Raw genomic sequence first — 20942 nt, 5'->3', positions numbered from 1 at the left:
GGCTTGTTTAGTCAATGGAGGTCGATTGGGATGCCTACGGACACTGACTTGTACCGCCCGGTCCGCGTCATGGCCCTCCACGCCATGGCCTACTGCGAGCGTTTGTTCTACTTGGAGGAGGTCGAAGAGATCCGCGTCGCCGACCACCGTGTCTATGCCGGACGCACGCTGCACGAGAATATCGGCGAGGAGGGGGACTGGAGTAGCGTCACGCTGGAGAGCGAGCGTTGGGGTTTGATGGGCAAGATGGACTACGTGCGCTATCGCGACGGGGCCATTTGCCCGTTCGAGCACAAGCGTGGTCGCTCTCGCGGCGACGCGGCATGGGAATCGGACCGGCTCCAGGTCATCGCCTACGCGGCCCTGCTCGGCGAGCACCTCGGGCGGCCCGTGCCGGAGGGGCGCATTCGCTATCACGCGAACAACAAGACGGTACGTGTTCCCATCGATGAGGCAGCGCTTGAGGACCTGCGTCGCTCCGTCGACCGGGCACGGGGATTGGCCGAGCGCATCGATCGTCCGCCGGTGGCCGAGAACGAGAACCTATGCGCCCGATGCTCGCTCGCCCCGGTGTGTCTGCCCGAAGAGGAGCGCTTTCTCGCGGCCGACGAAACCATTGCCGAGACCATTCCGATCGAGCGGAGCAAGCCGCAGAGGCTGTTCCCGGCCGACGACGAGCGCCTGATCCTGCATGTTGCAGAGGCCGGCACGCGCCTCGGTAAGAAGGGCGAGCAGATTCTGATCACGCCGCGCGAGGGCGATCCGACCGCCTATCCTGCTCATGATGTGGCTGCCCTCGTGATGCACGGCGCCGTGCAGATCAGTACACAGCTCATCCATTACGCGGCTTCGCGCGACATTGCACTTCACTGGTTGAGTGGTGGCGGATCCTATGTCGGCGGTTTGGTCCCGGCGGGCGGAGTCCAGCGTCGTCTTCGCCAATATCGAGGTCTGAGCGACACCACACGATGCGAATCCTTGACCCACCGTCTGGCCAAGTCGAAGGTCGAGAACCAGTTGGGCTTTCTGGTCCGCAGTGCTCGCAGCCGCGGCAAGCTCGACGAGATGTCCGAGGCGCTGGCGGGCATCCGGGCCGAGCTGCGCGGGATGGAGCGCGATACCGGGCCTGACGCCCTGCGTGGCCACGAAGGCATGGCCGGCCGTCACTACTTCGCGGGCCTGCGACATCTGCTGGCACCGGACCAAACCCTGATGGCCTTCTCCGGGCGGAATCGTCGACCGCCCCGCGATCCCTTCAACGCCGCCCTCAGCTTCGGCTACAGCCTGCTCTATCGCGACGTCATGACCGCCGTTCTCTGCGTTGGACTCGACCCTGCCCTCGGGTTCTTCCACACGCCACGCAGTGCGGCCTACCCGTTGGCCCTCGACCTGATGGAACTATTCCGAACCACCTTATGGGATATGCCGCTGGTCGCCTCCGTCAATCGGCGGCAGTGGACGGCCGAGCACTTTCAAGTAACGGCACCGCGCGTATGGCTTTCGCCCGAGGGCCGCAAGCTTGCCATCGGCATCTACGAGGAGCGCAAACAGGAGCGGTGGCGACACCCGGTGCTCGACTACTCGCTCAGCTACGCCCGCGCCATCGAGCTGGAAGTGCGGCTGCTCGAAAAGGAATGGAGTGGCGCGCCCGGTCTATTCGGCCGCATGCGGGTTCGCTGATGGCTCACGATCACGAGCACGCTGAAAAGCGCTGGTACCTCGTCAGCTACGATATTCGCGATCCGGCGCGTTGGCGCCGAGCCTACAAGACGCTCAAGGGTACGGGCGAGCGGATCCAGTACTCTCTGTTTCGCTGCCGCTTGTCCATGACCGAAATGGAGGCATTGCGATGGGAGCTGGAGACCATCCTCGACGCCGAGGACGACCTCATGTTCGTTCACCTCTGCGTCCGCTGCGCCGGTCGAATCCAGGAGAAAGGCAAAGACTCCGGTTGGACTCAAACGCCCGCACGCTTCCAAGTTCTGTGACGACATGGATCGATCTGTGGGCGGACGCCGAATCTCGGAATGTCCCGCAACCGTGCTGTTTTTAAAGGCGCATTCGACCCTTCCAGCTGCAATCGATGCCTGTATCGCCTAACCTCCGGAATCTCGGGTCCAATTTCCTTGGAGCGCTCACCACACATGGATGCCAATGGCCTGAGGGTCATCCATACTTGCGGGTCGTATCGAATTGCTCTTTTAAAACAAGGTATTATTTCCGCGCGGTCCATTCATCCGTGATGCCGAAAGGCGTTGAGCACTCAATTACTTGATGGGGTTAAAATCCAACAAGTCGTCCATTCATCCGTGATGCCGAAAGGCGTTGAGCACTATTTGTTCTCTTGCACACCCCACCATGAATCAGAAGGTCCATTCATCCGTGATGCCGAAAGGCGTTGAGCACGCTTCGAGGCTGCGGCCGACGCTCTCGTCGTCGGTCGTCCATTCATCCGTGATGCCGAAAGGCGTTGAGCACAAATCACGTCCGGAGCTTCACTCGCAAAGAAAGCGAGTCCATTCATCCGTGATGCCGAAAGGCGTTGAGCACTCGACGGCGATGAGGTCGATCAAGCGCGCGGCGGAGTCCATTCATCCGTGATGCCGAAAGGCGTTGAGCACGTCGGCCTGGTGCGCAACGGCCTCGTCTCGCTCGAGTCCATTCATCCGTGATGCCGAAAGGCGTTGAGCACCGGGGTTGCGCTAACACCTAACAGGTGAGATCCCGCGTCCATTCATCCGTGATGCCGAAAGGCGTTGAGCACTCGATCTTGATCACGTCGGTCATCAGCGTGTACCTCGTCCATTCATCCGTGATGCCGAAAGGCGTTGAGCACGCGACCCCGTAAGCGTCGGCGAAGTCTTCGACGGCGGTCCATTCATCCGTGATGCCGAAAGGCGTTGAGCACTGATGGATGAGATGGCCACGGATGCCGACCGCCAGCGTCCATTCATCCGTGATGCCGAAAGGCGTTGAGCACTGTGATGTGGCGCGCTGCAGCGCGATCCGGCATTGCGTCCATTCATCCGTGATGCCGAAAGGCGTTGAGCACAATGCAATTGTGTTATTGTTATTTGTCGTCGTGTTGTCCATTCATCCGTGATGCCGAAAGGCGTTGAGCACTTCTCGGCGCGGATCATGAAAAAAGCGCTTCCCCCCTGTCCATTCATCCGTGATGCCGAAAGGCGTTGAGCACCGGTCAAGGCGTGGGCCGGTCATCGCCTTTGTCTGTCCATTCATCCGTGATGCCGAAAGGCGTTGAGCACAGTAATGTCAGCGGTGGCTGTGCACGGCAGTAGAAAAGTCCATTCATCCGTGATGCCGAAAGGCGTTGAGCACCGCAATTTTGAGGTTCTTTTCCCATTGTCGTTTGAATGTCCATTCATCCGTGATGCCGAAAGGCGTTGAGCACTCGTTGCGAAAGCCGATTGTTTTTTGGTCGGCATGGGTCCATTCATCCGTGATGCCGAAAGGCGTTGAGCACACCGGGACGGGGCGCAACATCGCACGTGCTGCCGGTCCATTCATCCGTGATGCCGAAAGGCGTTGAGCACCTTGCGCCCCCGAGAAAGCACGCGACCGATCAGGCCGGGTCCATTCATCCGTGATGCCGAAAGGCGTTGAGCACAAACGAAGAAATGCGAAAGATGAGAAAAAAACCGTGTCCATTCATCCGTGATGCCGAAAGGCGTTGAGCACTGCTCGACCAGGACGGCGAGCCGCTTTGGATTGAGCGTCCATTCATCCGTGATGCCGAAAGGCGTTGAGCACATGGCGCCGAGATCCCAGGCGCTGCGTTGGTCAGGTGTCCATTCATCCGTGATGCCGAAAGGCGTTGAGCACTCGAGGCGTACCTGCGCCCCTACGCCAATCGGATCGTCCATTCATCCGTGATGCCGAAAGGCGTTGAGCACTGCTGATAGATTTCCCCGCCCGCCCAGTCTCCGCTGGTCCATTCATCCGTGATGCCGAAAGGCGTTGAGCACGAGATCTGCCGGGTCGGTGTCGGGTTGTCGGAGGGCGGTCCATTCATCCGTGATGCCGAAAGGCGTTGAGCACTCTGCGCCTCGCTTCAACTCCGACGGATCGCTCTCGGGTCCATTCATCCGTGATGCCGAAAGGCGTTGAGCACCTAGAGCATGTGCGGCGGGATCTCGCGAACTTCGGGAGTCCATTCATCCGTGATGCCGAAAGGCGTTGAGCACTTCGAGAAGATCGAACGGGTTTCGGCATGTGTTGAGTCCATTCATCCGTGATGCCGAAAGGCGTTGAGCACAACTGCCTGCAGCACTGACAGTCATGCTCGGTGCGCGTCCATTCATCCGTGATGCCGAAAGGCGTTGAGCACACGTCGTCACGGACGATCGTCCCGGCTTCGCGCATGTCCATTCATCCGTGATGCCGAAAGGCGTTGAGCACAAGATCGGGATGACGGTCGCTTTTTCCGTGGCTGGTCCATTCATCCGTGATGCCGAAAGGCGTTGAGCACGTAGCTGGCATGTTGCCAAAACCTCGTAATCATGGGTGTCCATTCATCCGTGATGCCGAAAGGCGTTGAGCACATGTCGACGACTTTACCAAGCCCGGCCGACTCGATCGTCCATTCATCCGTGATGCCGAAAGGCGTTGAGCACAGATCCTCGCCGAGATCGCCGCTTGCCAGGCCGCCTAGTCCATTCATCCGTGATGCCGAAAGGCGTTGAGCACCCGGTCGCGGTCACGCGCAGGCGCTCGGTCCCGGGTCCATTCATCCGTGATGCCGAAAGGCGTTGAGCACACGACGGAGTTGTTCGGGCGTCCGTCCGGGCCGATGGTCCATTCATCCGTGATGCCGAAAGGCGTTGAGCACAGTCTGCAGACGCTGCGATCAATTCGCTGTACGACGGTCCATTCATCCGTGATGCCGAAAGGCGTTGAGCACTGCGAAAGGGCGCGCCCGGCGGAGACGGCGTGCTGTGTCCATTCATCCGTGATGCCGAAAGGCGTTGAGCACCGGCGGCCTTTGTTTGGTCACACGTTGCACCCGCGGTCCATTCATCCGTGATGCCGAAAGGCGTTGAGCACCATGTCGAGCACACTCGCCGCGTTCCGGTTCAGGTCCATTCATCCGTGATGCCGAAAGGCGTTGAGCGCAAACCCCTCCTCACTGCCCAAGCCGATCCAGTCCGGTCCATTCATCAGTGATGCCGAAAGGCGTTGAGCACTCGACGCGGGTAATGTCCCACTGGGCGAGGTCGGGGTCCATTCATCCGTGATGCCGAAAGGCGTTGAGCACGCGTCGATGGCCGCGTCGCGCGCGGCCGTGATCGCGGGTCCATTCATCCGTGATGCCGAAAGGCGTTGAGCACTCGGCTTATGCGGCTTACCGGGCCTCCAGTTGCGCAGGTCCATTCATCCGTGATGCCGAAAGGCGTTGAGCACACCCAATCAGACAGCCCGAGGAGGGTCAAGCGATCGTCCATTCATCCGTGATGCCGAAAGGCGTTGAGCACCACGTCGAGCACTCGCGGCGTATCCCTGTCCAGGTGTCCATTCATCCGTGATGCCGAAAGGCGTTGAGCACTGTTCGAGTGGCCGTTAGCTTTCCGCTCCGCCGACGTCCATTCATCCGTGATGCCGAAAGGCGTTGAGCACCACCAGACGTGCGAGGTGCGTGGGGCCAACGTGCTGGTCCATTCATCCGTGATGCCGAAAGGCGTTGAGCACATCCAGGACAACCTCGGCGCGGTCCCCGCGGATGTGGTCCATTCATCCGTGATGCCGAAAGGCGTTGAGCACTCGAAACAGAATGTCGTCGGACGCGCCTCGAGCGAAGTCCATTCATCCGTGATGCCGAAAGGCGTTGAGCAAATGGGAATTCTCGCCGTGTTCTGGGGCGTAAAGAAGGGTATTCATTCATGATGTCGAAAGACGTTTTTATCTTTTGTCATTGCGCGTTCTACCGGCGTTTCTCCGTGATAGAACTCCAGCAAAGCGCACAGCCCGGCGGATGCACCGACGTTGCGCCACCGGTGGTCCGCATTTTTACCCCAATTTTCACGCAGGTTTCACGGCCGAATGACGGACGGGACCTAGGCTATCTTCAACACCGCAGCATCCCGGTGGATCAAACGACAGATAAACCAAAGCGAGGAGGAATCGCGATGACCCGAAACGATGCCATCGGCCTTCCCATGAGCGGCGCCGATGCGACCGCAGCCGATCTCTATCAACAGGCGCTTCATGAGTTTCAATGCTATCGGGGCGACCCGGTGGCGACCACGGAGCAGGCGGTGAGCCGGAGTCCGGAATTCGTCATGGCCCGGGTTCTTCATGCCTATCTGCATCTGCTGGGGACCGAGCCGGACGGATTTACCGTGGCCCGCGCGGATCTGGAGACCGCCGAAACCCTCCCGAGCACGGCGCGCGAGCGTGCCCATCTGAGCGTCGTGAAGCACCTCTCGGACAGCGAGTGGCATGTCGCCTCGAGGATCTTGGAGGACATCGCTATCGAGCACCCGCACGACATCCTCGCGCTGCAGGTCGGTCATCTGGTGGACTTCTACACGGGCTCGACCCGGTTGCTCCGCGACCGCATCGCCCGCGCGCTGCCTGCATGGTCCGCGGAGATGCCCGGCTATCACGTCATTGTCGGGATGCACGCCTTCGGGCTGGAGGAGACCGGGCTCTACGCGCGTGCGGAGGCCGCGGGGCGGCGTGCGGTCGAGCTGGAGCGACACGACGCCTGGGCCTGGCACGCCGTTGCCCATGTCATGGAGATGCAGGGCCGCACGGTCGAGGGCATCGACTGGCTGCGCAGCGACTCGGACGCCTGGTCCGTCGACAACTTCTTCGCGGTTCACCTCTGGTGGCACCTGGCGCTCTATCACCTGGAGCTGGGCGAGGTCGACGAGGTCCTGCGGCTGTTCGACGGACCCATCTACGGACCGCGCTCCCGGGTCGTGCTCGACATGATCGACGCCTCCGCGCTCCTGTGGCGCCTGAAGCTTCGTGGCATCCCGCTCGGCGAGCGTTGGCAGGCCGTGGCGGATGGCTGGGAGCCGATCGCGGACGTGGGCAACTACGCCTTCAACGACGCCCACGCCATGATGGCCTTCACGGGTGCGCAGCGGCGAGAGGCCGCCGAGCGTGTCTTCGCGGCACAAGCGCACGCGACGGACGGCTCGGGCGACAACCGCTTCTTCGTCCGCGAGGTCGGGTCCCCGGTCACTCGCGCGATCCATGCCTTCGGCGAGGGCGACTATGCCGAGACGGTGCGTCTCCTGCGTCCGGTCCGTGATCGGGCCAATCGGTTCGGCGGCAGCCATGCCCAACGGGATCTGATCGATCTGACCTTGATCGAGGCCGCGCTGCGGGATGGGCAGCTCGCCTTGGCGCGGGCGCTGATTGCCGAGCGGACCGATCTCAAGCCGGACAGCGCCAGTGCGCATGCCCTCCTGGCGAGAGCGGCCGAACCGCGCGTACGGCAGGTTGCTTGAACCCTTCAATACAAAACGCCGCCGGGGTCTCCGCGACACCCGGCGGCGGGAGTCGAGATCATGTCATCCGCGACGATTCAAACGCGACAAATCCCAGGTCAGCCCGGCATCTGCCTCGATACCGAGGCCGCCATGCGTCAATCCGAGGAGGTCCCTAGCGCCCGGCCGGATGGGAGGGCGGATGCGGGACAGGCCGACCTGTCCGCGGCGCCGTCCATTCGGCGTCTCGCCATCGTCATCCGCGACGACGCCTTCGATCGGCTTCTGACCCCGCTGACCTTTGCCTGGGAGATGGGCCGCAAGGGCGTCGAGGTGGACATCCTCTTCGTCCTTTGGTCGGTGCGTCTGCTCACGCATGAGGGGGTGCGCGAGTGTCGGATGGATCCGCGCTACGCACATCGCGAGGACTGGCTGAAGCAACGGCTGCGGCGGGACGGGGATCCGCTGGAGATCCATGACTTTTTGAAGCTGCTCTCCTCGACCGGTCACGTCCGGCTGCATGGCTGTCGCTTGGCCGCCATGACGTTCGACGTCGCCGAAGACGACCTCTTGCCCGAGGCCGAGGGGATCATGGATCCGGGCGTCTTTCTCCAGGAGATTGCCGCGCGGGCGGATCATTGCCAGTACTTTTGATCTAAACCGCGCCCAGTGCGGTATGTGGTGTTTCTGGATGGGATCGGCCCCGGCAAATTCGACGATTGTTGGAGCTGGCGCGGTTTAAAGGTTTAAAAAATATAAAATTTTAAACCGTGCCTCCACCAAGGGAGGTGAAGTCCCCAAGGCCGAATACAACATGAAAATTATGCATGTCGCTCTGGACGCGGTTTAGGTTTAGCCGGGCCAGGGTCCGTCGGGAAAATCGCGCCAGAGATCATCCGAGATCACCAACCCGGCCCGGGCCAGCCCGTCGGCCCAGAAACGCGCGTCCTCTATCCGGCTGAAGGGATTCACATGCAACAGCCAGCGCATCGGCTCTTCCGCGGCCGGCTCGCTGCCCTGCATGATGTTGCTCCGGAACATCTCCCGAAAGTAGGCGAGGTGCCGACGGGCCGTCTCCATCTGCCCGAGGTGGGCACTGGCCGCGGCCAGGTAGGCCGTGACATCGGTGGCGACGTGAGGCGCCTTCAGACCGAATGCGATCGCCGTCTCCAGCCGGCGGGCCACGAAGTTGGGATAGACCGCATAGGCGAAGTACCAGTCGTCGTGATAGGGGTTGAGGCGCATCGCCAGCTCGATGCGCTCGGCCCCCCGCACGGGATGCCCGAGGTAGGCGTCGGCGATGGCCAGTTGCGCGAGCATATCCGCATCGTTGGGGTTGAGCGCCTCGGCGCGATCCAGGTGTTGCTCCGCCCGCGCAAACTCGCGTCGATACAGCAGAACCCGACCCAGCACGAAGTGGGTGACATGGTCGGTCTCGTCCAGGGCGGCGCCGTCTCGTGCATGCTCGAAAGCCATGCGCTCGTCCTCGCGCCAGCGTTGCCAGGCGAGACAGGTCCACTCGTTGAAATAGGTCAGCGACAGGCCCGAGTGGGCACGTGCAAATCCCGGGTCCAGCTCGAGCGCCCTGCGAAACAGCGGCCGGCCCTCGGCAAGACTCTCGGGCGTGCCCTGACGCAGGCGGGCCATGCCGCGCAGCCAGCAGTCGTAGACCTCCAGGCTGTCGAGCGGCTTGCGCATGGCTTGGCGCAGCAGGTCGCCGTCGATACGGGCCGCCAGCGCCGCGGCCACACCGCGGGCGATCGCGTCGCGGGTTTCCGGTAGGCGGGTCGTCGCGACCTCGTGGCGATCGGACCAGACCAGATGGCCGGCGCGCACATCCAGCAGCTCGGTGCTCAGGCGCACGCGCTCCTTGCCGCGTCCGAGACTGCCGACGAGCAGATAGGTTGCGCCGAGACCTTCCCCGATCTCGCGCGGACTGGCTTGCAGATCCGCCTCGGCGAACGAGGATTGCGCCGAGATCACCCGCAGCGACCGGAAGCGCGCCAGTGCGGAGACGACGTCCTCGGTGAAGCCACGGACGAAGTAATCGCGCACTGGGTCCTCGGAGGTCTCGGTCTCGCCCGTATCAGAGAAGGGCAGGACCGCGAGAACCGGCAGGGTCCGGGGCTCGCTCTCCTCGTGGGCGGGGGAGCGGGTGGGCGGCCGCGTGCGGATCGCTCGTCGAAGCGCCTCGGTCTCCGCCGAGGGCGCGACACCCAGACCCGCCGCCAAGGCCGCCCGGCAACGCTGGTACTCCCGCATGGCCGGGCCCAAGGCCCCGCGGCCGAGATGCAGGCGCATCAATGCCTGATAGGTCTCCTCGGCGAGCGGTTCCAGCCTTACCAGGCGCTCGCCCAGATCGAGACTCGCCTCCAGGTCGCCCCGGTCGACATGCCGAGCCAGAAGGGCCTGTAACCCGCGCAGCAGAAGCCGCCGCAGCCGTTCCGCTTCCGTCGCCCGCCAATCCTCGAAGGGTGCCTCCTCGATTGCGAGTCCCGCGAGGAATTCGCCCCGATAGAGCTGCCCGGCCAGCTCCAGGTCGGCCGGCGACCCCGAGGTCAGTGCCCGCTCGAGAGTCACCGCATCCACCTCGACGCCCGGCGATGCGAGGCGAAGGCCGGGGCCGACGGCCGCGATCAGCGCGCCCGAGTCATCCTCCATGGCCTTGCGAAGCTGCGCTACGGCTTGGCGGAGACTCCCGCGCGCCTGAGCCTCGGCGCTGCGCGACCAGAGCAGGTCGGCGAGACGCTCGCGCGTGATCAGGGCGCCCGGCGGCATTGCGAGGATGGCCAAGAGTGCGGCGGCCTTGCGGGTCGGCAGCGTGACGGGCGTGCCGTCGCGCTCCACCGCGAAACCGCCCAGCAATTGGATCTGCAGTCTCGCGCTCATGTCGGTTTCCGCCTCTCAAATCCGTTGGGCGACCATCAAGGCCAGGTCGCCCAAACCGCTCTCGGGTGCGGCGAGTCGACCTTCGGCTCGGTAGGCGCGGATGGTCAGGTCGGGAAAGAGGGTGATCAGCTCGTTGCGAGCAAGACGATAGGCCGGGTTGGTCGGGCCGCGGCTGCTGCGCGACTCCCGTGCAAAGGTCTGATAGAAGAGCAGGCCGCCCGGACACAGAGCGGCGGCAATGCTCGGGGCCAGGTCGCGATCCAGGAAATGTGCGACCAGGATCAGGTCGAAGCTCTCTGGACTCGGCGGCACCGCGATCAGGTCGCGGACCCGGGCATCAAGGTGCAGTCCTCGCAGGCGCGCCCCCTCCCGGAGCCGCGCAATGGCAGTGGGGGACAGGTCCCATGCCGAGACCCGGAAACCCCGCTCGGCCAGCCACAGCGCGTTGCCGCCTAGTCCGCAGGCGAGGTCGAGCGCGGTGCCTCCCGCGGGGAGCAAGTGCGGCCATTGGCGCAGCACCAGCGCCGGTTGCGGGATCGCTGTCGCGCCTTGGTAGCGCGCATCCCAAGAGCGGGCGAAGTCGTCGGGCGTGTTTGGCGAGGTTGGATGGGTCATGGCTCGAAAGCGTTCACTCCGAAGGGTTCGTCTGCGCCGGTCAAAGCCCCAATCTCGCCAGGGTTGCGACGAGCCGATGTCGCTGGTCCCGGTCCGTCATGGGGTAGGTGTCCAGCCAGGCGTCGGTCGAGAAATCGGGATGAATGGCGAGAATCTCTTCCGCTTCCCAGGCCGCATCCTGGTGTTCCCCGCCGAGGTCGAGGGCTGCCGCGAGAAAGACGCGGACTTCCAGGTCCTCGGGGTTGCGCATGGCCGCCTCCCGCAGGTTGATCATCGCTTGGATCTGGTCGTCGATGAAGAAGTAGGCCCGTCCGAGGATCATGTAATAGAGATAACCCGCGCCCGGATTGCGCTGGATGGCGGCCCTGGCGAGCGGGATGGTCCTTCGCGGCCGGCCCGCGTAGGTCTCGATGCCGCCCTTGAGCGCCAAGGCGTCGGCAAACCCGGGGTCCAGCCGTAGCGCCTCATCGAGGTGTGCCAGCGCCTCTTGGTGTCGACGCTGCTGGACCTTCACATAGCCGAGTGCCCAATGGACCTCCGGGATGGTCGGATCGATCTCCGCGGCGGTTTCCGCCATCGTCACCGCCCGCTCAAGCGCAGCTGCCCCGTCGCTGCTCCACTGATTGCGGTAATCGTATGCATAGGTGAGTGCGAGCCCTGCGTAGGCACGCGCGAATCCGGGGTCTTGTCTGATGGCCTGAAGGTACAGATCCCGCGCGCGTCTGTTTTCGTCCCCGCGGCGGACCAACAGCTGCGACTGTGCACGAAGGAAGAGGTCATAAGCCTGAACGGAGCGGGTGTAGCGGTGCGCGATCCGATGTTGCTCGACCTCGGTCAGCGTCACCGAGAGGGCGCGCGCCAAGCGGCTCCCGATGTCTTGTTGAACCTCGAAAAGATCCTCGAACGGTCGGTCGTAGCGCTCGACGCACAATTGGCGACCGCTGAGCGCATCCGTAAGACGAACCTCCGCCCGGATGCGATCGCCCGCGCGTTGTACGCCGCCCCAGACCTCGTAGCGAATTCCGGGGGATGCAGCCTCTTTGATGTCCGCCGCTTCGCTCCGGCTTTCGGCACCCGTCACGGTCAAGCCCGAGAGCTTCGAGAGGTCGGCGATCAGGTCGGCCGTGATACCACGCGCGAGATAGAGCTGGTCTGGATCTTGGCCCAAGACATCGAAAGGCAGGACCAATACACGCGTCACTTTCGGCGGGACGGGATCCGTCGGACCGCTCGATTCCACTGCCCCGCCGGGTGTACCGGCGGGCCCGCCGAAAGGCCGGAGCACCCCGAGATAGAATAGAAACGAGGCCGATACCGCCACCCCGAGGATGACCACGAGCAGCAGACGTCGCGGGGAGCCAAGCGGTCGCCGGATGCGATCGGACGCCTCGGGTTGCGAGCCCTCGATCGGATCGGCCCTTTCGGCCTCGGCGACAAACCGGTAACCCCGCTTGGGCACGGTCTGGATGAATCGCGGGTTGCGGGGATCGTCCCCCAACGCTTGGCGCAACTTGGTGACCGTCTTGGTCATGGCGTCGTAGACCACCAAGGCGCCGCGCCAAACGTCGCGCTCCAGCTCCTCCCGCGAGACCACCTCGCCCGCGCGCCCGGCGAAGTAGACCAGCACATCCATCACCTTGGGCTCGACCCGGACCAGGTGAGTGCCCCGGCGCAGAAGGTCTCCCTTCGGCTCGACCGACCAGGGTCCGACCCGAAAGCCATCCTCTCCCCGTGTCGCGGGAGACATGTCGGCACCTAGCCGGCTTGGCGTAGGCTCTGGGGCAGGCTCGGGCTTGCTCATGGGTCTGAGTTTAGCCGACGGAGAAACGAGGACATGCCCTGCGGCGAATCATCCGACTTTCGGCGTGTTTTCGTCAGGACAATGCGTGCCGATTGGCCTAAGCCTTAAGACACCCCCGCGGTCCGGCGAGCCGTAAATACGTTTCCGGACTCGGACAGCGGGATCTGTCGACCATCGGCGAGGAGGACACGACCATGACGAAGCTACCCCTGATTGCCTGCCTGTCGTTCGCGACGTTCGAAGGCATGGCCATGTGCATACCCGATCCACCGGAAATCGGCGACATCGGCCCAGACGGGGAGCTGGTCTGCCGCGACTTGCAGCAGAGCTTTCCGGAGTCGATCAAGGCGGTCGAGAATCGGACCATGCGTTCGCCCGAGAAGGTCGAGATCCTGGTCTCCGTCGACGGAAAGTCGATGGTCCTCGGCTATGAGCTTGCAGGGTTTGTCTGGAAGCCTACCTCGTCGCAGGAAGGGTCGGGGGAGGGGATTGCGGCGGTCCAGAGGAGCGGCCGATAGCGGTCGACGCCGGGGCGCTCTATGCCCCCGGCGGCGTGATCGGAAATGCCTTCGCATAGGCGGCGCCGAGTCGCGGATCATCACGCTCGGCAATCACGGCGCCCAGGCGCGCCCGCAGTCGAGCATTGTTGCGATAGGCACCCAGCTCGGCGATTGCGACCTCGGCGCTTGCGCGATCGGCATCCGCCACGACCGAGACGAGCCAGTCGAGCGCCGCCTCGCTGCGGTGCAGCGCCGCCGCCCGCAGGAGCAGATGCTCCGCGCCGCGCTTGAAGGGTTCGGCCTCCCAGCGGGCGCGCAACAGATCCAAGGCGCCGTCGAGCCGCGACTCCCCGAGTGCGAGTGCGGCGAGGCCGTTGATCTCCATGCTCGGCGTGACGAGGAAACCGCCGACGAAATCGAGTGCATCCTCCCCGGCCACCTGCAGGAGTGCGGCAAGACAGTCGCCCGTCACCTCCGGCTCCGGATCGCCGCCGAGCGCCTTGGAGCGCAGCACCGCCTCGGCCGCCAAGGGTTGCGTACAGGCGATCGCACGCGCCGCGCCGCTGCGGGCATGCGGCTCCGGGTCGTGGAGCAGGCCGACCAGGTGGATCAGGGCACGCGGATCGCTCGTGGCCGCGAGCCCGATGGCGCAGCTCACGCGTAGATCGACGGCCGTATCGACGCTGCCGCCCCACACCGGCTCGGGTTGGCGATAGCGGATGCCGTCGATGAAGAAACCCGCGTCCTGACTGTCCAGCGCGACCAGTGCTCGCGCGATCGCGCCCTTGGCCGTACAGCCCGGATCGCGCTTTGCGGGATCCTCCAGGAAATGGCGATAGGCCGCGATCAAGTCCGGCTCGAGCGCATAGATCAGCCGATCACCGGCCAGCTCCGCGGCCTTCGCAACCATCAGCCGATGCCGGTGCGTCAACGCCTCTCGTGCCGCGGCCAGAACGCGCTCCGGGGTTTCCCGGTCACAGAGCGATCGAAAGGCATCGATCTGATCGCGGATGTCGCGGCGTGGGGCCATGGGTTGGTCCGTTGGTCGGGAAAGACTGTTCGAAGCCCGAGGGCACGAAGGATGCGGTAAACCAAGAAGAAGGTATGCACTTCCAAGCGTAGGCGATTTCGAGGATCCTGCGAAGCCCCGGCGAGCTCATCGCCAAGTGTCGAGATCGGCCTCTATCGGACGGATTAAAGAGACCGAAGAGGCGCTATTTTTGTGAGGAAAGCTGAATGGAAAACGACGTCAAGGAACAGTTCGATGCGGTTTCGGAAAACTATGATGGAGAACGGCGAAAGCTCGTCCCCGGCTTCGACGACTTTTACGGGACGGCGACCTACTTTGCCGAATCGATCATGGACACGCCGCGCATTCTCGATCTCGGTGCCGGAACGGGCTTGTTCAGCGCGTTCATTCTGAAAAAATATCCCGACGCCCGGGTCACGCTGCTGGATGTCTCCGACAAGATGCTCGAGGTTGCCCGCGACAGGTTCGCTGGAAACGACAACGTACGCTATGTCGTCGCGGATTATTGCACCTCGGGAATCAGCGGGACATTCGATCTGATCATCTCGGCCTTGTCGATTCATCATCTCGAGGATGACGACAAAAAGCGCCTGTTCGAAAACGTCTATGCGGCTCTGGCGCCGCACGGCATGTTCGTCAACGCCGACCAGCATCTCGCCGAGTCAAGCAGGTACGCGGAGCGGTTCGAGGGCTACTGGCGCGACTACGTGGATCGTTTCGAGCATTCTCGGGAGGATATGGATCGCCTCATGCGTCGAAGACAATTGGATAAGGAGGCCAAGCTCTCGGATCAGATCCAATGGCTTCGGGATGCCGGTTTTCAGACCGTCGAATGCGTCTACAAACATGCCTTGATTTCCGTGATGGTTGCCGAGAAATCAAGCGGGTAATCGGCCTTTCTGTCCGAGCGGTGTTCCGATATCTCGGCATGCCTCAATTGCCGCTTCGATCAGCCATCGCCGGTCGGGCGCCACTTCCATGCCGGCGCCGCAGCCCGCCCGGATCCGAGAAATGGCCACGCTTGAGCGCCGTCCGCGCGGCGTGGCCACGATGGTGTCACGGCGGCGTCACCCGAAACACCTTCATCACCTCGTCTCCGAGATGGTTGATCACCTTGACCGCGATGCGTCCGGAGGCGGGTTTGGGGAAGGGCCGAGAGGTGTCGCTGTTGAGGCTCGCCCAGGCGTCTTCGTCGATCTCGGCCTTGAGGGTGGTCTTGAGCGCTTTGTAGGGATCCTCCGCGCCCAAGAAGTAGGCGTGGCGGACGAAGAAGCTCTCTTCGTTGTAGTCGGTGTCGATGAACCAGCAGGCGATGCCCTCGGGGCCGTCGCTGCGGACCTCGCCGGTGCTTGGATGGAAGACATCCACACCGTTGATCTTGATCCGGATCCGCTCGTTCTCGGCGGGCAGGATCGTGATATCCGGCTCGCCGAAGATCACGAAGAGGTTGCCCTTGCTGGTGGTCTTCAGGTCTTCTGCCATGTGCAGGTCGGCGTTCATACGCGCCTTGAGCACGGGGATGCGTCCGAGCTTGTTGAAGTCGGTGGCGTGGGCCTCGTAGTTGAAGGCGCAGGCGATCAGCAGGTCGAAATCGGCTTCGCCCGCCTCGCGTGCGGCAAGCACCAGATCCGGGCGGGTGACGGTGCCGAACTCGGGGCCGATGAAAATCGCTGCGCGCTTTTCAGTGAGTGAGCTCGGGTTCTCGGTGGGCTCGGGCGAGGCTGCGTTGCCATCGACGCTGCCGGGCTCGTCGCCGACGACGAACCGGCCCTCGGCGCAGATGAGATCGCCGGGCCACGGGGTCAGCGAGGTAAAGGTGATCTTGTCGTCCTTGTGGGCCTGCTGCACGCCGGCGACCTTGAGGTTGTCCAGGATCATTTGCGAAAAGGTCGGCTTGTCTCCGTAACCGGCATCCGGATTGGCGATGCTGTCCGCCGGGTCGATCAGCTCGTCGTCCGCGTCGACACCCAGCACGCGATGGGGCGACAGGCTCTCGACGGTGAAAGGGCCGGACACACGGACGGTCTTCTTGTCGGTGTAGGGTTTGTCGTAGAGATACTCGGAGTCGGCCTTGGCCGCGATGGAGGCGTCGATCTCTTGCTGGCGATTGATGCGGGCCTTCAACCACTCGGCGTGCAGCGCGGCGGCCGGCTCGGGCCAAGGGTCGACCGGGCGAGCCGGCAGCGTCGCGATGCTGTAGTCGCGTTCAAGGGCCTTGTTGATTCCACGCAGGGTATCTTCGATCGTGCTGGGTCTGGCATTCGTGCCCTTTGCCTGCTCGCCCTTCAGCGCGTTGAAGAGCCGCCGTGGCTCGGCGGGCCAAATGTCCTCGGCAACGCGCGGGATCTCCCACTCCTCCCATGTTTTGCCCATCGCGGCATTCAACGCCTCGCGCAGGGGCTCCAAGGTCTCTTGCCACCTGTCCCAGATGACGTCGATCTCGGCGTTGTTGGCGATGGACTTGAGCGTGATGTGCGGGACGCGCTCGTAGACGAAGCCGTGGCGGATGTCGCCTCGGGTCGGCTGCGACGAGATGGCACCGCGGGTGATCTCGGCCTCTTTGAGCTGGCCCGCGGGCGAGTCGGCGAGCAGGTAATAGGGATAACGGGCGCCCATGATGCGGGCGCGAGCCAGGGCGAGCGCGACGCGGGAGGTGTCGATGGTGATCCAGCGGCGGCCCCATTGTTCGGCGACGTAGGCGGTGGTGCCGGAGCCGCAGGTGGGATCGAGGACGAGGTCGCCGGGGTCGGTGGTCATCAGTATGCATCTCTGGACCAGCTTTGTACCACTCTGTACTACGTACACCTTCTCGTCTGTGAAGCTTCCGGTGCCGGTGTCAGTCCAGACATTGCTGATCGCTTGTGCCCTGAAGTCATCGAGAAACCGAATGTAGGTGAGGCTGTTTGCGGCAGGCTGTATACGAGCCGCCTTGATTAGCCGAGACATCCCAATCTCGCCGGTTTTCCAGTAGCCTTTTCCTGGCCCGAATACTCGTCCGTTCGTCATTACAGGGAAATCGCCAGGAGGACGTTGCGATGTGATGTTGTCCTGCCGAAAGACGTTTTCCGTAGCACCAGACGCACGGTCTTCAATAGTCAGCTGCCTCGCACTGCCATCCGGTTTTCTGAGCCACCGATACACGTTCGATTTGTCTGCGTCTAACCCTTTCGGAGCTAGCGGAATTCGAAATTTTGTTGACTCTCGGCTCTTGCAAAACCACAACACGTAATCGGCTGTACCTGCGATGAGTTCGGCGGATTGGCTGGCGGTTTTGACTACCGTGAGCTGAGCGCAAAAGTTGACTTCACCAAATACTTCATCCATGAGGATGCGAACCCGATGGACATTCTCATCCCCAATCTGCACAAACACCGATCCCGAATCGGTCAGCAGATCGCGCGCAACCGTCAACCGATCTCGCAAATAAGCCAGATAAGAATGAATACCATCCCGCCAGGTATCCCGAAACGCCTTCACCTGCTCCGGTTCGCGGGTGATGTGCGCGACATTGCCGTCCTTCACATCGCGGCTGGTAGTGCTCCATTGGAAGTTGCTGTTGAATTTGATGCCGTAGGGTGGGTCGATGTAGATGCACTGGACCTTGCCGCGTAGACCCTCGCGCTCGGCGAGGCTGGCCATGACCTGAAGCGAGTCGCCCAGGATCATGCGGTTCGACCAGTTCTGGTCGTGCCGATAGAACTCGGTCTTATCCGCGTCCTTGGGAATCCCGTTGAAGTCGCCGAACAGGTCTAGTTTGCCCTGTCGCTCTTCACTCCCCGTTGACCAGTCGCCACTCCCCGCCGACTCCCGACGCAAATCGTCGATCAACGCCTTCGGATGGATCTTCTCCTGGATATAGAGCGGCGGCGCATGGACGACGAGATCGCTCCAATCCTGTTGATCCTTGCCGCGCCAGATGAGCTGGGGGTCGAGGTCGCGGTTGCGCCGCGCCTTCTCGTCCGCGAGCGGATCGGGACGGTCCGCAGCACCGCGCGCATAGGTCACCCGTACCGGGGCCTGCTCGTCCTTGCGCATCATCGACTGGTATTCGGCCGTCGGGATGTTCTTGCGGGTGGCCTCATCGTGAGTGAGGGTCTCGACGTTCAGCGATGAGGTCTTGGGCTTGGGGGCCATCGTGGCTCCTTAGATGAACGGATTTTCAACGATCAGCGCCGGCATCGCTGGGAGCAGTTGGGCACGCTGCGCTTTGCCCAACCTACGTCTGATGCCGGTCACGCATCTGTACACCTTGTTTTTAAGCTATCTCTAAGCATCCTGTGTTTCGAGCTCGCCGACAACCTGCTCGATCATCGTGTTGAACGCACTTTCGACCTTGGCCTTGAAGTCGGCCTCGATTTGGTAGACATCGGCGAATTCGGCGAAGGCCCAGCGGCCATGGGTGCCGAGGTTGTTCACGCCGGGCACCCAGTAGACATCCATGGTGGTCTTCTTCTCCTTGGCATCCTCGCCGCGATAACCCTTGATCTCGACCGTGAGGTTCAGCAGATCCTCCTCGCCGTGGCCGTCGTCGACCTGCACGATGAAGTCGGGGCGATAGCGGCGCATCTCGGAGCCATACCGGTAGGGGACCTCGAAGCCCAGGTTGTGGTTTTTGACATAGGCCCTGACCCGCGGATGGGCCTCGGCGACTCGGCAGAATTCGGCCTCCCAGTCGCTGTCGAGGATGACCCAGTTGAGGTGGCAGCGGCGCGCGTCGGTCTCCCAGCGCTCGGTCTTGGAGGTGTTGAAGTTAACGTGCGTGGTGGACCCGACCGGGTTGTAGGGGTCGAGAAGCGCCATGATGGGTCGCTTGCCGAGCTGGTCGCGGGTGATGCCGGCGGTGATGCGCTCGCAGGCCATGTCCGCGAGGGTCTTGTACTTGAGTTGGGCCGGATAGGTGCCGCCCTTGCATTGCAGGTAGGCGTCGAGCCATTGACGCGCGATGCGCTTGAGCTGGCCGAACAGATGGAGTTGCGGCTCGCCGTCGGCGTCACGGAATCGACTCAGCAAGAGATGGGATGTCAGCTCGTAGAGGACCTGGGATTGACGCACGTTGCCCGTATGGACCAGGTTGAGATCCACGGTCGCGCCGATGATGCCGGAATTGCGGGTCTCGGCGGCGCCGACCAGCTCGGGTGAAATGACCAGGATGGAGTCGGCGTCGAATTGGGCGTTCAGGCGGTCCTGCGGTAGCTCCGTGCGATAGCCGGCGACGCGGGGGAAACGGATCTCCAGCGCATCGCGCTCGGGGCGCATCGCCTTGACCTGGATGGTCTCGCGCGGCGGCTGCGGCGGGGCGACCGTGGGCGTGGCGTTGAAGTCGAAGGGGATGCCGAGCACGTCGGCATACTCGACGTTGAAGAGACCCTCTTCGTTGAGATCATAGGACTGGCGGCGCAGTGCCCGGCCGATGACCTGCTCGCACAGGAGCTGCGTGCCGAAGGCGCGCACCCCGAGGACGTGGGTCACGGTGCTGACGTCCCAGCCCTCGGTGAGCATGGAGACGGAGACGACGCAGCGAATCTCGGCCCCGAGTCGGCCGGGCTTGCCGACGGTGTTCATGACTTCACGCAAAAGGTCCTGGTCGGTCAGGTTCTCGGCCTGACGGGCGTCATTGGTGCGCTCGATGATTTCTCGGCGGAATCGCTCGATCTCATCCGAGGCCATGGCGCGGAAGTTGGCGTCCAGCGCCTCGCCCGATTCCAGTTGCTCGCTGTCGATCAAAATGGTTCGGGGGCGCGGCAGCGGGTTGCCGTGCTCGTCGTGATTGCGGAACAGGGCCAGGCGACCGGGCTCCAGCTTTGAGCTGCCGTCCTGCCCCCCGTCCTTCTGGCTGCGCTGAAATCCGGAGATGTAGTCGTAGACCAGCTTGGACGTGGCGGTGTTGTTGCAGACGACGATGAAGCACGGCGGGGACGATTTTCCGGTCTTCGTCCAGAGGGCATAGGTCTTCTCGTAGTGTCCGTAGAGTGCCTCCAAAGCGGTCTGCAACTGCGGCGGAAGGTCGAGCGCATTCAGCGAGGCCGCCTTGCCGCGCCCCTTCTTGGGCATCTTGGCGCGGATGTGCTCCCAGAGGTTGCGGAACATGGGCATCTCGCCGCCGGGGATGTTGTCCGCAATCGGCACGCGCGGGAGCTTGACGATGCCGCACTCGATGGCATCCATCAGCGAGAAGTCGCTCATGGTCCAGGGAAAGAGCGTGCCTTCGGCATAGCCCGAGCCGCGTAGAAAGAAGGGTGTGGCGGAGAGGTCGAGGACGCGCGCCAGCCCGAGTGTGCGATTGACGGCCTCCAAACCGGAGATCCAGAGCCGGGCGGCTTCGTTGTTCTTCTCGGCCTCCTTCTTGTCGTCGCCCTTCAGCTCGCCTTCGGGGGCGCCCCCCAGGGACGCGTTCGGTTTCTCGCGGTAGCAGTGATGGGCCTCGTCGTTGATGGCGAGGATGTTCTTCAGGCCCATCAGATCCGGCATGACACGCTGGAGCATTTGACCTTCGGTCTCCAGCGTATTCAGGGCCTCGCCGCCGCGGCCTTGGAGCAACAGGCGTCCGCCCTTGGATGAGTACGGCCACCTTCCCTGATGGGTTTTTCCTCTTAAATCGTCAACTTGTATGAGGGAGAGCGGTGGGCCTCCCTCGGGGTGCTTGAACAACA

At 63.1% G+C, this 20942-nt stretch carries 12 protein-coding genes, 1 pseudogene and 1 CRISPR repeat array; of the genes and pseudogenes, 7 read left to right on the top strand and 6 right to left on the bottom strand.

All coding sequences use genetic code 11. The features are described 5' to 3' along the window. Positions 1-30 precede the first annotated feature (30 nt). The 4 genes from BLV04_RS10075 to BLV04_RS10060 all read left to right on the top strand — a co-directional run bounded on the left by BLV04_RS10075 (position 31) and on the right by BLV04_RS10060 (position 8111). On the top strand, positions 31-1680 hold the full coding sequence (locus tag BLV04_RS10075; RefSeq protein WP_093030910.1) for a type I-MYXAN CRISPR-associated endonuclease Cas4/Cas1: 1650 nt from the start codon (positions 31-33) through the stop codon (positions 1678-1680). Beyond that, entirely contained in the window at positions 1680-1988 is a 309-nt protein-coding gene (gene cas2 / locus BLV04_RS10070) for a CRISPR-associated endonuclease Cas2 (protein WP_093031313.1), read from the top strand. The genes BLV04_RS10075 and cas2 overlap by 1 nt, the downstream gene beginning before the upstream one ends. Positions 1989-2227: 239 nt before the next feature. Further along, a CRISPR array of direct repeats spans positions 2228-5850; the repeat unit is 36 nt; unit sequence GTCCATTCATCCGTGATGCCGAAAGGCGTTGAGCAC. Between the two features lie 293 nt (positions 5851-6143). After that, positions 6144-7478, top strand: a complete 1335-nt coding sequence (locus tag BLV04_RS10065) for a tetratricopeptide repeat protein (protein ID WP_093030907.1) — start codon at positions 6144-6146, stop codon at positions 7476-7478. A 132-nt stretch (positions 7479-7610) separates the two neighbouring features. After that, a complete protein-coding gene (locus tag BLV04_RS10060) occupies positions 7611-8111 on the top strand; it encodes a hypothetical protein (RefSeq protein ID WP_245731833.1) in 501 nt (166 codons plus the stop codon). Positions 8112-8309: 198 nt separating this feature from the next. On the opposite strand, the gene BLV04_RS10055 is transcribed toward BLV04_RS10060, so the two are convergent. The 3 genes from BLV04_RS10055 to BLV04_RS10045 are packed head-to-tail and all read right to left on the bottom strand — an operon-like array spanning position 8310 to position 12708. Further along, a complete protein-coding gene (locus tag BLV04_RS10055; RefSeq protein ID WP_093030904.1) occupies positions 8310-10346 on the bottom strand; it encodes a BTAD domain-containing putative transcriptional regulator in 2037 nt (678 codons plus the stop codon). Positions 10347-10361: 15 nt separating this feature from the next. Further along, a complete protein-coding gene (locus BLV04_RS10050; RefSeq protein WP_093030901.1) occupies positions 10362-10961 on the bottom strand; it encodes a class I SAM-dependent methyltransferase in 600 nt (199 codons plus the stop codon). Between the two features lie 40 nt (positions 10962-11001). Beyond that, positions 11002-12708 carry a winged helix-turn-helix domain-containing protein gene (locus tag BLV04_RS10045; RefSeq protein ID WP_175534575.1) on the bottom strand — a complete coding sequence of 569 codons (1707 nt, stop codon included), beginning with the start codon at positions 12706-12708 and terminating at the stop codon, positions 11002-11004. Between the two features lie 248 nt (positions 12709-12956). Between BLV04_RS10045 and BLV04_RS10040 the strand changes: the two genes are divergently transcribed. Beyond that, complete coding sequence (locus BLV04_RS10040) at positions 12957-13280, top strand: hypothetical protein (RefSeq protein ID WP_093030895.1); 324 nt, start codon at positions 12957-12959, stop codon at positions 13278-13280. A gap of 19 nt (positions 13281-13299) precedes the next feature. On the opposite strand, the gene BLV04_RS10035 is transcribed toward BLV04_RS10040, so the two are convergent. Further along, positions 13300-14292, bottom strand: a complete 993-nt coding sequence (locus BLV04_RS10035; RefSeq protein ID WP_245731832.1) for a HEAT repeat domain-containing protein — start codon at positions 14290-14292, stop codon at positions 13300-13302. 206 nt (positions 14293-14498) lie between these two features. On the opposite strand from BLV04_RS10035, the gene BLV04_RS10030 reads away from it, so the two are divergent. Continuing rightward, positions 14499-15182 (top strand): class I SAM-dependent methyltransferase, encoded by a 684-nt coding sequence (locus BLV04_RS10030; protein ID WP_093030892.1) that lies wholly within the window; start codon positions 14499-14501, stop codon positions 15180-15182. A 166-nt stretch (positions 15183-15348) separates the two neighbouring features. On the opposite strand, the gene BLV04_RS10025 is transcribed toward BLV04_RS10030, so the two are convergent. Then, positions 15349-17958 carry a site-specific DNA-methyltransferase gene (locus BLV04_RS10025; RefSeq protein WP_503660762.1) on the bottom strand — a complete coding sequence of 870 codons (2610 nt, stop codon included), beginning with the start codon at positions 17956-17958 and terminating at the stop codon, positions 15349-15351. A gap of 204 nt (positions 17959-18162) precedes the next feature. On the opposite strand from BLV04_RS10025, the gene BLV04_RS25630 reads away from it, so the two are divergent. Next, positions 18163-18405, top strand: coding sequence for a hypothetical protein (locus tag BLV04_RS25630; protein ID WP_245731830.1), 243 nt, complete (start codon positions 18163-18165; stop codon positions 18403-18405). 153 nt (positions 18406-18558) lie between these two features. Here the strand turns inward: BLV04_RS25630 and BLV04_RS10020 are convergent. Further along, a pseudogene (locus BLV04_RS10020) lies at positions 18559-20847 on the bottom strand (BPTD_3080 family restriction endonuclease); the annotation flags it as partial. Positions 20848-20942: the final 95 nt, after the last annotated feature.

It is taken from the genome of Thiocapsa roseopersicina (assembly GCF_900106925.1).
GTDB classification, from domain to species: Bacteria; Pseudomonadota; Gammaproteobacteria; order Chromatiales; family Chromatiaceae; genus Thiocapsa; species Thiocapsa roseopersicina.
The sequence above is the reverse complement of the archived record's forward strand: the minus strand, read 5'-3'. Positions and strand labels throughout refer to the sequence as shown.